The 12678-nt window shown below is 43.6% G+C and carries 11 protein-coding genes; 9 read left to right on the top strand and 2 right to left on the bottom strand.

The features are described 5' to 3' along the window. The first annotated feature begins 35 nt into the window (after window positions 1-35). Window positions 36-737 (top strand): class A sortase, encoded by a 702-nt coding sequence (locus FD04_RS02025; protein WP_056946575.1) that lies wholly within the window; start codon window positions 36-38, stop codon window positions 735-737. Window positions 738-858: 121 nt separating this feature from the next. Here the strand turns inward: FD04_RS02025 and FD04_RS02020 are convergent, their stop codons facing one another. After that, window positions 859-1332 carry a low molecular weight protein-tyrosine-phosphatase gene (locus FD04_RS02020; RefSeq protein WP_056946573.1) on the bottom strand — a complete coding sequence of 158 codons (474 nt, stop codon included), beginning with the start codon at window positions 1330-1332 and terminating at the stop codon, window positions 859-861. A gap of 200 nt (window positions 1333-1532) precedes the next feature. Here FD04_RS02020 and FD04_RS02015 point away from each other — a divergent pair, with 200 nt between their 5' ends. The 7 genes from FD04_RS02015 to FD04_RS01985 all read left to right on the top strand — a co-directional run bounded on the left by FD04_RS02015 (window position 1533) and on the right by FD04_RS01985 (window position 7959). Then, window positions 1533-2318 carry a hypothetical protein gene (locus tag FD04_RS02015; RefSeq protein ID WP_054702575.1) on the top strand — a complete coding sequence of 262 codons (786 nt, stop codon included), beginning with the start codon at window positions 1533-1535 and terminating at the stop codon, window positions 2316-2318. A gap of 116 nt (window positions 2319-2434) precedes the next feature. Further along, the gene (locus tag FD04_RS02010) at window positions 2435-3808 is read left to right on the top strand and encodes a UDP-N-acetylmuramoyl-tripeptide--D-alanyl-D-alanine ligase (RefSeq protein ID WP_054702557.1); all 1374 of its coding nucleotides are present in this window, start codon (window positions 2435-2437) and stop codon (window positions 3806-3808) included. A 174-nt stretch (window positions 3809-3982) separates the two neighbouring features. Continuing rightward, window positions 3983-5518 carry a degradosome RNA helicase CshA gene (cshA, locus tag FD04_RS02005; RefSeq protein ID WP_056946571.1) on the top strand — a complete coding sequence of 512 codons (1536 nt, stop codon included), beginning with the start codon at window positions 3983-3985 and terminating at the stop codon, window positions 5516-5518. Between the two features lie 199 nt (window positions 5519-5717). Next, window positions 5718-6080, top strand: coding sequence for a holo-ACP synthase (gene acpS, locus FD04_RS02000; protein ID WP_054702563.1), 363 nt, complete (start codon window positions 5718-5720; stop codon window positions 6078-6080). Continuing rightward, on the top strand, window positions 6077-7186 hold the full coding sequence (alr, locus tag FD04_RS01995) for an alanine racemase (protein WP_056946569.1): 1110 nt from the start codon (window positions 6077-6079) through the stop codon (window positions 7184-7186). Before acpS ends, alr begins: the two co-directional genes overlap by 4 nt. Before the next feature lie 112 nt (window positions 7187-7298). Further along, window positions 7299-7550: a hypothetical protein gene (locus FD04_RS01990; RefSeq protein WP_054702566.1), complete on the top strand. Its 252-nt coding sequence runs from the start codon at window positions 7299-7301 to the stop codon at window positions 7548-7550. Window positions 7551-7572: 22 nt separating this feature from the next. Beyond that, window positions 7573-7959, top strand: coding sequence for a type II toxin-antitoxin system PemK/MazF family toxin (locus FD04_RS01985; protein ID WP_056946567.1), 387 nt, complete (start codon window positions 7573-7575; stop codon window positions 7957-7959). A gap of 101 nt (window positions 7960-8060) precedes the next feature. Here the strand turns inward: FD04_RS01985 and cbpA are convergent, their stop codons facing one another. Beyond that, complete coding sequence (cbpA, locus tag FD04_RS01980; protein WP_056946565.1) at window positions 8061-8702, bottom strand: cyclic di-AMP binding protein CbpA; 642 nt, start codon at window positions 8700-8702, stop codon at window positions 8061-8063. Between the two features lie 690 nt (window positions 8703-9392). Between cbpA and FD04_RS01975 the strand changes: the two genes are divergently transcribed. Beyond that, window positions 9393-12678: MucBP domain-containing protein (locus FD04_RS01975; RefSeq protein ID WP_056946563.1), on the top strand; the 3286-nt coding region annotated here is incomplete at its 3' end.

The following is a 12678-nucleotide window of genomic DNA, read 5'->3' as shown; positions in this document are numbered from 1 at the left end:
AGGGTTACTGAACGCGAAGATAGGGAGATATTCAAATGAAAAAAAGGGGTCAATCATCGGTAGCCAAATGGTTATACCGAATCGGCATTACGTTACTGATATTAGTTTCGTTAGGCTTGATTTTTAACCAACAAATCAAAAACTACTTGGTCAGTTCTTATCAGCCGAAGGTGACGGCTAAGTCGGCTGCTGCCAACGACAAGAAGTCGGCTGATTTTAACTTTAAAAACGCTAAATCTTTGAACTTCAGTACCGTTGCCAAGGCACGGATGAACGCGCAAAAGATTCACGTTGTCGGGGAGATCTTAGTACCAAAGTCTAAGATTCATTTACCAATTGCCAAAGGGGTCGCCAACGAAACGCTTGCTCTAGCAGCTGGGACCATGCGTGCGGATCAGAAGATGGGTGAAGGCAATTACCCACTTGCTGGCCACCACATGGTGCGCAAAGATATTTTATTCTCACCACTTTATTTCAAAACCAAAGTGGGTGACACGATTTATCTCACCAACATGAAAAAAGTGTACACCTATAAAGTTTACAAACGGGCCTTTATCGATGCGACCAGAGTTGACGTTGTTAACCGGACACGGTCTAAAATCATTACACTAGTTACTTGTGATGCCACGGGTGCACGTCGATTAATGATTCGGGGCAAGTTGACAGCCACGACTAAGTATTCAGATACACCTGTGAGTGTCCAAAAACAATTCGCAGCGAAGTTTAATAATAAGTAACGTTGGCTGACTCGCTGACGCTTGAAATGAAGGATGAAGCGAGTCCACCAATGGGAACAAACCCAAACAGCGCCATAAATTCCAAATCGGAATTTATGGCGCTGTTCGTTTAACTAGTACGTTAATGTAAGTCGTTATCTTGCTTAATTTTGGTTAACCAAACGGGCAAAGCGTCACTGAGTACTTGATATGTATACTCAAACCGGTGAGTATACCAAGGATCAGGAATCTCCTCACCATGTTTGCCAGGCAGGATATCTAAGCATAAATGAATTTTGGCTTGATCGGCTGTCGGCGCTTTTTGGCGTAGGTTAAACACGTTTTGATTATCCATGGTAATGATGTAATCCGCCCATTCAAAGTCACGTTTAGTAATTGGGCGCGAGTGCATCTCACTGTAGTCTAAACCGTGAGCCGCCATTACCTTTTGAGCGCCAGGATGAGGTGGATTACCTAATTCTTCGCTGCTAGTCGCACAGGAATCGACTGCAATCTGATCAGTTAGATTCTGCTGGTTTACTAAATTTTTAAAGATGGCTTCTGCCATCGGGGAGCGACAGATATTGCCAAGACACACAAAGAGGACGTTGGTCATGTCAATCTTCCTTTCACGTTTTCTCCATCATATTGAACTATTATGAGACCGTCAAGCCAAATTCCAATTGAAAACCTTGTTGAATTGGGGGTAGCTAGGTGTGAAAAATAATTACACCGTTTACTGGTTTCACGTCCTTTTTTAAGGGGTTTCGTAGTACAATTAAAGTGTCTAAAACTTGGGAGAGTGTGAGTATAGTGATGCAAGGTAATTTTATCTACATTAACTGGGAACAGGTGAACAACCTCGTTATTTCCTATGGGATTACCCCAGCAGATTTTGTGAATGGTGTGGCAGATGTGCCGCAACGAATTGTGTTAATTGACGGCCAGCTTGAGGGCAATCAAATCAACAATCATACGCGTTTTCCAACCGTTACTGGGCAGAGCTCAGTAAGGGCCTTTTTGCTTGGGAAGACTCAGACACCGAAGAAGTGGCTGGACTTCCATGAAAACGACGATTTAGATCTTTTGATGCCTAGTGAGATCGCTGAACTACTTTATATGGCGCACATGGGTACGCACTATCATTTACCACTATATTCTAAACTCCAAAACAAATACGCCTATTTAAGCGTGAACGATGGCTTTTCGAAAGTTTATTATCGCGACATGCGCACCTTTAATCACGTGTTGGATATTTCACTCAAGCGTCATCTACGACTCTTGCACAGCAACCGTTGGATGATGTTTAACCGCCCATTCTCGGTGAGTGATGTTCCAAATGATATTTTGAAACAGTTGGAGACGGTTTTCTCGGATGGCATTATCATGGCGTTTGATCAAGCGGTTGAGCGACGTCGACAGTACCTGATTCCGTTACGGTTACAGATGCACCCAGAACGTCAAAACTGGTGGCATGACCGGATGGATGTGTACGAAACAACCCGTCAGGTCGCGACACTCAGTTACGATGTGGAACGCAAAACGTGGGGGTTGTCCATCCAAGACCAAGCACCATTTGTCGAAAATGAGATTGATTTATAATTGACGTCGGTGTGAACGCCGTTACGTAAGAACCAGCACAACTGTCTACCGATAAACATGGTATAATGTTTCGGATAGTCAACTTAAACCAGAACGGATATAGGAGATTTTTTTCAATGAAGATGCAACTTGGTGAAATCGCTACGGCGGTTACTGCCCAAAATGATACGACTGCTTGGCATGATATTGAAGTGTCTAGCGTTGCTTTTGATAGTCGACAAGTGACAAATGGTGCACTGTTTGTACCGTTGGAAGGTGAACGCGATGGTCACGAATTTATTCAAAGCGCCAAACAAAACGGTGCGGTAGCTGCCCTGTGGAAGGCTGATCACGGTGCCGTACCAAGTGATTTTCCAGTGCTAGTTGTGGATGATCCGTTAACGGCACTGCAAGCACTCAGTAAGCATTATTTGCTTAAAATTAATCCCAAAGTGGTGGCCATTACCGGTTCGAACGGTAAGACGACGACCAAGGACATGGTTGCTGCGGTGTTATCGACACAGTTTAACGTGACGAAGACGACGGATAACTTCAACAACGAAATTGGGGTGCCCGTTACGATTTTGGCAATGGAACCCAATACCGAAGTACTGGTCGTGGAATTAGGGATGGATCGTCCAGGTCAACTCGATTTCTTGAGCAAGTTAGTGTCGCCCGATTTGGCAATCATCACCATGATTGGTGAAGCACACATCGAGTTCTTCGGGACGCGGGATAAGATTGCCGATGCGAAGATGGAGATCACCCACGGCCTAAAAGCGGATGGGACATTTATCTTTGACGGCGACGAACCATTGCTGACTGAGCGTGCTAAAGCCGTGACGCAACGTCAGGTAACCTTTGGGCGTCAAGCGACGGATGATGTGTACGCCACGAACGTGGTTGCAACTGACACGCATACTCAATTTTCGACCAATCAGTGGCCAGATCAGACGGTTACAGTACCTATGATCGGTGATTATAATATTAATAATGCACTGGCAGCCTTGAGTGTGGCCAAGCTTTACCGTATTACACCTAACGTTGCGGTCGACGCTTTCAAGTCACTGGATTTGACTAAAAACCGTGCTGAATGGATTCAGGGCAAGGCCGGTGAACGAATCTTAAGTGACGTTTATAACTCCAACCCAACGGCAGTTAAAGAAGTGATGGCTGCCTTTTCGAAGGTGGCAACGGAGGGCAAGCGCCGCGTGGTCCTCGGTGATATGCTTGAATTAGGGGCTCAATCTGATGCACTGCACGCTGGCCTTCAAACGGCCTTTGATTCAGCACTAGTGCAGGATGTTTATTTGGTTGGACCGCATATGGCTGCGTTATATGATGTCCTTCAGGCTGATTATCAACCAGATGCGTTACACCTATATAACGTTGATCAGCAAGGTAAATTAATTACGGATTTACAAAGTGTCCTGACAGCGACTGATACCTTGTTAATCAAGGGTAGTCACGGGATTCACCTTGAAAATGTTTTAGCTGCATTACAAAAATAGTAATGTAAGGGCAACCATTGGAAATCCTTTGGTTGCTTATTTTGTTGCAGTGATGTATGATACTTTAGTTGTAATTTTTTCGAACTTAATGTCAATCGGGGGATAGGACGCAACACGAGACGGATTTCTCTTAGTCCTATCCCCTTTGTAAAAGCCTATTAGGAGGATACTTATTTGAAGTTTTCAGAACTCGGGTTATCAAAAGCTTTGTTGAAGGCCGTTGAGCGTAACGGTTACGAGGAAGCAACCCCCATTCAAGCAGAAACAATTCCGTTGGTATTGGCCGGTAAAGATGTTATCGGGCAAGCACAGACTGGTACCGGGAAGACGGCCGCATTTTCACTGCCAATTCTTGAAACCATTGATCGGGACGATCCAAACATTCAAGCCTTGGTGATTTCACCAACTCGTGAATTAGCTATCCAAACTCAAGAACAGATGTATCAATTGGGTAAGGAAGAACGCGCTAAGGTTCAAGTCGTCTACGGTGGTGCTGATATTCGTCGCCAAATCAACAGCTTGAAGAGTCACCCACAAATCTTAGTGGGGACACCTGGTCGTTTATTAGACCACATGAACCGTCGCACGGTAAAACTGGACCACGTTAAGACGTTGGTCCTGGATGAAGCCGATGAGATGTTAAACATGGGCTTCTTGGATGACATCGAAGCCATTATCAAGGCAATGCCAGTTGAACGACAAACTCTGTTGTTCTCTGCTACGATGCCACCAGAGATTAAGCGCGTTGGGGTTCAATTTATGCAAGACCCACAACACGTTAAGATCAAAGCCAAAGAATTAACAACTGACTTAATTGATCAATACTATATTCGTGCAAAAGACTATGAGAAGTTTGACGTCATGACCCGTATGTTAGACGTTCAAGCACCAGATTTGAGTATCATCTTCACCCGTACTAAGCGTCGGGTTGATGAGATCACTCGTGGGTTGGAAGCACGTGGTTACAATGCTGCCGGGATCCATGGTGATTTAACGCAAAAACGTCGGATGCAGATCCTTAACCAGTTTAAGCACAGTCAACTTGATATCTTAGTGGCAACCGATGTGGCTGCCCGTGGGATCGACGTTGCTGATGTGACGCACGTCTTTAACTACGATATTCCTCAAGATCCAGATAGTTACGTTCACCGTGTTGGACGTACTGGTCGTGCCGGGCATCATGGTGTGTCATTAACCTTTGTTACCCCTAACGAAATGGACTACTTGCGTGAAATCGAAAAGTTAACCAAGGTGCGGATGCTGCCTTTGAAGCCACCTTCGGCTGAAGAAGCATTTACCGGTCAACTTTCTAACGCTGAGTCAACGGTTAAGGAATTAGTGGAAAAGACCGATACTGAAAAGTACGAGAAGGTCGCTTCTAAGTTACTTGACCAGTATGAAGCAGTTGATTTAGTAGCTGCCTTACTAAATGACTTAACTAAGGATGATTCGACTCAAGTACCCGTTAAGATTACACCAGAACGGCCATTACCTAAGCGTAAGGGCGGTCATGGTGGCAGTCGTAACTATCGTGGCGGTCATGGCGGTGGCCATGGACGTGGCGGTAACAACCGTCGTTACGGTAAGAGTAACGATAATCACCGTCGCTATGGTTCTAACAAGGATCATCGCGATCATGGTGGTAATCGTGATCGTAACAAGAACAACGGTGGTGGCAAACACGGCTTTACCATCCGTAAAAAAGACTAATCACTTTCACGCTGATATGAGTCAGCGTTGAAAATTAAAAGTTTAAACGTCTGATTTCAATTTTGAAATCGGGCGTTTTTTTGACAAGAAAATTATCGTGAAAGTCATTCAAGTTGAGGTGAGTGACGGTCACGCTACAAATTTAATTGGTGTGGTAGAATAAAACTACGAAATCAGTGAGAAAAGTGAGGAACTTTGTGTGATTTACGGGATTGGTGTGGATATTGAAGAGATTGACCGAATTCGAAAAATGGCTGACCGACAACACTTTGTGACCAAGGTCTTAACGCCTAACGAGGTTGCGGTTTATGAAGCGTTAAGTGATAAACGGTCGGCGGAATTCTTGGCTGGACGCTGGTCTGCAAAGGAAGCGTACAGTAAGGCGCTTGGGACCGGAATCGGTCACGCGGTATCGTTCCAAGATGTGGAGATTTTGGACGACGAAACCGGCAAACCGGTGCTGGTACAGCATCCGTTTGAAGGTAATGGGTTTGTGTCAATCTCACACACACGTGATCTCGTCATGACACAGGTATTATTAGAAGGAGTGTCAGAAAAATGACAATTGGACGACATCGCCCGACGCAGTTGATTATTGATCAAGCGGCGATTTATCAAAATATCGCGACTGAAAAGGCCCGTTTAAAACCTGGAACTGAACTGTTTCAGGTCGTCAAAGCGAATGGTTACGGTCACGGAATCACCCAAGTTGCACGAACAGCTGAGAAGGCCGGTGCGACAGGTTTTTGCGTGGCAATTTTGGATGAAGCGCTCACGTTACGTGATGCTGGCTTTACTCAACCCATTTTAGTGTTAGGGATTACTGACCCGAAGTACGCTGATTTAATGGCTAGTCGGCATATTTCTGCGACAGTCGGCTCACTTGAATGGTTGCAAACCGCAACCCAGGTGATTAAAGTGCCCCATCAATTGACAGTTCACTTAGGGTTAGATACCGGGATGGGCAGAATTGGTTTTCAGCATCCAGCCGAACTTGAAACGGCTGTTAAGTATTTAATCGCTTCGGAACAACTTGAATTTGAAGGAATCTTCACGCATTTTGCCACGGCGGATGCTGCGGATACGGCCTATTTTGAACAACAAGTTTCCCGCTGGCAAGCGTTCATGGCTGTTTTGCCCGAAAAGCCCAAGTACGTCCACGTGTCCAACTCAGCAACAAGTTTGTGGCATGAGGTCTGTAACGGTAATATGATTCGCTATGGTGTAGCAGCTTACGGTCTTAACCCATCAGGGACAGAGTTAACGGCACCGTTTGATTTACACCCAGCAATGAGTTTAACCAGCGAACTGGTTTTTGTTAAACAATTACCAGCTGGTCGGTCCGTTAGTTATGGTGCTACGTACACGGCCAAAGCCGATGAGTGCATTGCAACATTGCCAATTGGTTATGCAGATGGTTACGAACGACGTTTACAAGGGTTTCACGTGATTGTAGATGGTCACTTCTGTGAAATTGTTGGTCGAGTGTGCATGGATCAACTGATGATTCGGCTGCCACACGAATACCCGGTTGGAACACCGGTAACGTTGGTTGGCGAGGACCATGGTCTGACAATCAGCTTACAGGATGTTGCGGATTACTGCCAAACGATTCACTATGAGATTGCTTGCGGGTTCACATCACGGGTACCCCGCGTATATCGTTAATTATAATTACAAGATTAGAATCCTTTGTCAGATTAGTCGGCGAGGGGTTCTTTTTTTGAGTTGGCAATGGTAGAATTATAAGAATGAGTAACGGAACGATTAGGAGTCTATCATGAAAAACTATGTTGTACGAGACGAAACTAGTGATCAATTTAACCACCTACAGACGCCGTTTCGACGGTTACGATTGGTGAGTGCTGTGCAGCAGCGCGCTAGCCTCGAATTAACACCACGGTCGGTCATCATGACGGAATCACTGATTACCGGGTATCAGGAGATGAGTCAACTTAATGAAGAGATTGTACAGGAATACCTGCCTTGTGAAGACGAGGTGGCGCAACTGTATTTGAACCAAAGTGAGTAACGTTACGTTAGGGGGTGAAGAGATGGCAGAAGACGAGATTAAGCGGGGCGATATTTTTTACGCTGATTTATCGCCCGTGGTTGGTTCTGAGCAGGGTGGAGTGCGGCCAGTGTTGATCGTCCAAAACAATATTGGGAACCACTATAGTCCAACGGTAATTGTGGCGGCAATTACGGCTAAGATTTCTAAGCCTAAGATGCCAACCCACGTTGGGATCAAGGCGCACCATACCGGAATTGAAAAAGACTCGGTGATTTTATTAGAACAGGTGAGAACAATCGACAAGCAACGGTTGAAGGATCATGTTGCCCAGCTCGATGAAGCAACCATGTTACAAGTTGATCGGGCCTTAGAAGTCAGCATCGGGCTGAACAAGAAGAGTGAGTATAAAAAACGCAAGCGTGCCTAGCAAATAACTACATAAACAGTATTAGTCTTAAATCAAAAGGGTCCAATCAGTCGTCAATTGAGATGACTGATTGGACCCCTTATTTGTGTTTGGTAATGAAATTAAAGTTCGTTGTGTAAGTATTCAATTTCTGGAACGCGGAATTCCTTACGTTCCAGCGCATGGACGATGCGATCAAGCTTATCTTCATCAACATCGGCTGGTAAGGTGAACATGATCCGGTGCACCAATTCGCCTTCTTGTGCATCCAGGCTAATGACACTCACAATGTTAGTATATTTTGTAATGATTTTAGCAATGCCGGCTAAATCGCCACGATTACCTGGTGATACCACAGTCAACACGTAAGAACCAATGTTGACGTTCCAAGATTGTGACAGCATATCCATCAAACGGGTATGTGTGAGGATGCCATAAAACTTGTTGTTCGTGTCCAGAACTGCAATGTAAGGTAAGTCCTTAATTGAGAAGAAGACGTTAAAGAAAGCAGCTTGGACCGAAATAAACTTCGTGGCGTTTTTTAACAGCGTCGTAACGGGAAGTTGCATGTCGCCACCGCGAGACTTGTGACGATAAATGTGCATTTTGTAGATGTTACCACGGAAAATCGTGCCAGTTTCATCTAGAATCGGCACACAACGATACCCAGAATCTTCAAGTACCTTCAAAGCCTCTTCAAGTGTGACATTTTCCTGAACTGTCACCAAGCGCTCTTTAGGTTTAACTAAGGATTTCAACAACATTGGGTGTAACCTCCTAATAATTAGAACTCTCTAATAAACTACGAATATCATACCATAAATAACCGGATTGAAACAACAAAGATAGGGTGTTTGTGGGGAGAAAATGAGATTAATTAAAGTTTAAGGAATCAAGGTGTGGACGTGGTGATTAGATTAAATGGAATGAGGGATGTGATGATGGATTTATAAGCAAAAAAATAGTTGATTTTTCAAATTATAGTCAGATTTTAAACATCAGTTTTGCTGGATTTGATGTTCATAAATTATAAATAGAATTACTTGATTCAACCTTGCTAAGTCAATTTAAATGAGCCACTCAAAATGTTCAATTACTGATCTGTTGGGCAAGTAAACGTTTCATTTGGGTAATCCGGTAAAACTATGGTTAAATCGTTAAGGGCCTAATCGTAGTTACAAAAATGTAATAAAAAAATAATCATATTGACTGGTATTTTATGTATTTAATTCTATAATACTAGTTGAATAGTCGACTCTTTACCGTAATTATATAGATAGTGGGATATCTATTGATAGAAAATGTGAAGAAAAGTTTTATCTTTTAAACGTTGATATAGGACAATGTTAGTCGCAAAACAGTTGAACGGGGGTAGTCACCATGTAAATGCGTAGGCTGATCAATAGAGAATTGATGGGATTTCAAAGGACATACCTTAGTTTGGAGGGGTAGATATGGGTAATGTTGGAAAGCATAATCATAAATTAAACCGGGATTGTAGTACCAAGAAGGAGCACTTTAAGCTCTACAAGGCTGGAAAACTTTGGCTTGTTGCTGGACTAGCAACGGTCTCTTTTGGGTTGGCTCAAGCTGGCTTTATCACGCCGGCACAAGCGGACACGAATACGGCTGATAGTACTAGTGAGGCAACGGACGCTAATCCAGTTGTGGCTGATTCAAGTGTCAAGTTGAAGAACACCACTACGGTAAGCACTTCAGATACAGCGACTAGTGCAACAGCCACAACTAGCACTTCAGCAACATCAACCGCATCAGCGACGAGTGACAGTGTAACTGCTTCTAGTGAAGCGGCTTCTTCTGCTGTTAGCTCGGCTAGTGAGCAGGCTGCTAGTGCTGGTAGTAGTGTGGTGGAAAATACGAAACAACAAGCTTCGAGTTCCACTCAATCTGAAGGCATCAGTGCTGAAACTAAAAAAGCTGAGCAGCCAACTTCGCAACAGACAGTTAATGACATCAATAGTACAGCTAATATTAATAACACGACTGTCAGCAACACGGGCAGCTTAGCGGTATCTTCTAGTGCAGTTAGTTCGAGTGCTGAATCCGGCAGTAATGCTGCTAATCTCTCGAGTGGTTCTGTTAGCGCGACGGATAGTGCTGCCTTATCTAATAGCAATCATTCATTAACTGGCGCAGATTTGAGTGCAAGCTCAATCGTGTTATTTCGGGCCAAAGTCGACGCCGTTGCCATATCGAATTCAGATAGTGCAACTAGCGACGCTACCGGGACAACTGATACTTTGCCGGCCGGATTTAGTGTGACTGATCCGGCTTATGCAAGTGACACTTATGCGGCATATCTTGAATCAACGAACGATCCGTTGTTAGCAGATGACTATATTTATTTTGAAGTAAGTCAAAATAAATACCACGTCTCGATTGCGACTGATCGGAGCACTGCGAGTCAAGTGATTGTAATCGTGACAAAGCAGACTGGTGATACTTGGACACAAGTATCCAGCAACACTGTGGCAGCAGGGAAGTCTTATACTGATAGTTCTTCAGGAGTTACTGTGTATAATGACGCAGATTCTATTTGGCTAAGTGGTAGCGGATACACCATCTTAACAAACGTCTATGGGTATCTAGATGGCGAAAGAGTTGATTCAAAAGGCAATGCAATGACTTGGCCTGGTGATGCTGTTTTAAAGCCAAGCATTATTACACAAACCACTGAATACGTTGATCAAAACGGTGATGCACTTCCTGGAGCTACCAATGTTGTGATGACAGGGTTATCTGGTCAGTCGTATACAACTAGTCCTTCCGATGCCTTTCCGGGATATACAGTCACTCCCAGTCCTAATGCCACGGGGTATATGTCACCATTCTCGTACACGGGTCAATCTGTCGTTGAAACTATTCGTTCGACACCCATTGGTACGTTGACTTATACAGTTACTGATATTGACAAGGGTACAATGAGCTTTGTGTATAAACGAACTGGTTATGGTGATGTGGGAGGAAATTTAATATATGATCCTAAATCTACTTACACTAATCCAACTGAGGGTACCGAAAAACTTGCTGCAAATTATTTGGCAATTAATCCGTTTATTCCCCAAACAACGACAATTACGTATACTTACAATGCAGATCAAGTACCTATAACGATAAAATATGTGGACGAACAGGGAAATCCAATTAATGTTGATTCAAGTGTTCCCCAATCAGTACTTGGCTCATACAATGGGACAGCTACAATTCCCAAAGATATTGCCGTTATGGGTTATACGTATGACTCTCAATTTAAGTCGACTGTGACAGATAATCCAACGACTTTTGCTATTACATCTCTTAATCAAGCAGATAATGTGGTTACACTTCATTACATTGCCAATAAGGAAACAGTTTTAATTAAACATGTTGATGAGAATGGAACGCCAATTGATAATGGAACTTATGACAAGACAATTGGTACAACCTTTGGCACCACGGTTAGCTTGACTGAAGTTGATGATAATTACAACATTGATGGCTATGAATTAGAACCAAATAGCCCAAGAACGTACGTTGTTAATAAAGATGGTGATGGCAATAACGTTGTCACTTTAAGCTATATTCAACAACAAACAGTGACGGTTAATTATGTTGATCAGAATAATCAGCCGATTGATAACTCGTTGCTCCCTGCTGATACGACATTAAAAGGTATCGATGGTGAAAATATTACGGTTACGAGCCCAAGTATTGAGGGCTATACACCACTTTCATCCAATCCAACTTCTTATATTGTAGGATCAGACAATAATTCAATTACGTTGAAATATACATTAAGTCAACAGAGTGTAAGTATTCACTACACTGGTTTACCGGCAGATTTAGTGCCTTCTCAAAACAGTGTTACTGGTGATATTAACACAACCCAAACAATAACCCCGCAGCCTGTTCAAGGATACACACCTGATGAGTCCACATACACGGCTGATTTTACGACGGATGCTAATGGAAATCTTGTGAAACCTTCAATTACGATTAATTATACCGGTAATAAGGTTACTGGAACTGTAACATTCACTACAACTACTGACGGAGAAAACCCCACAGACACAACGGTTCCCGATGTTTCAGGAACTGTGGGCAATGTCGTAAACGTTCCAGTGCCAGCAAAGGCTGGTTATACGGCTGACCCGGCAGAAGTCACGGCGAAGGTTAACCCTGATGGTACGATCACCACAACTGAAACAGCAAATTATGTGCCAGCGGCACATTCATACACACTAATCCCTGTTGATGATAGTGAAACAGTACTTGGTGCAGAAGTGTCGGCAAACGGAACGACTGGTGAAGCAGTTGATACTACATTATTCCCACCCATCAAGGGTTACACGGTGGAGAGCAACCAGAATTTGATTGTACCAGCTGACGGCAATGTTAATGTCGTGTATGTTGGTAATCAAATTACGGCGTCCGTTACTATTCCAAGTAATATTGGTAATCAGGTTGTGCCAGATATCTCAGGTAAGACAGGTCAGAAGATTGACGTCACAGTTCCGATATTAACTGGTTATAAAGCTGATAAGACAACAGTACCAGCTGAGGTCAATCCTGACGGAACAATTACAACTACCGAAACAGTTACTTATACACCCGTCATTAATGAAACTAGTATTAGTACTAATAACGGTGGCTACACGATAACTGGTCAAACCGCTCCGAAGATGACAGTCACATTAACTGATCAAAACGGCGATCCAATCAATGATGCCAATGGTGATC

The sequence above is a fragment of the Secundilactobacillus odoratitofui DSM 19909 = JCM 15043 genome, from assembly GCF_001434895.1.
Taxonomy (GTDB): Bacteria; Bacillota; Bacilli; order Lactobacillales; family Lactobacillaceae; genus Secundilactobacillus; species Secundilactobacillus odoratitofui.
The sequence above is the reverse complement of the archived record's forward strand: the minus strand, read 5'-3'. Positions and strand labels throughout refer to the sequence as shown.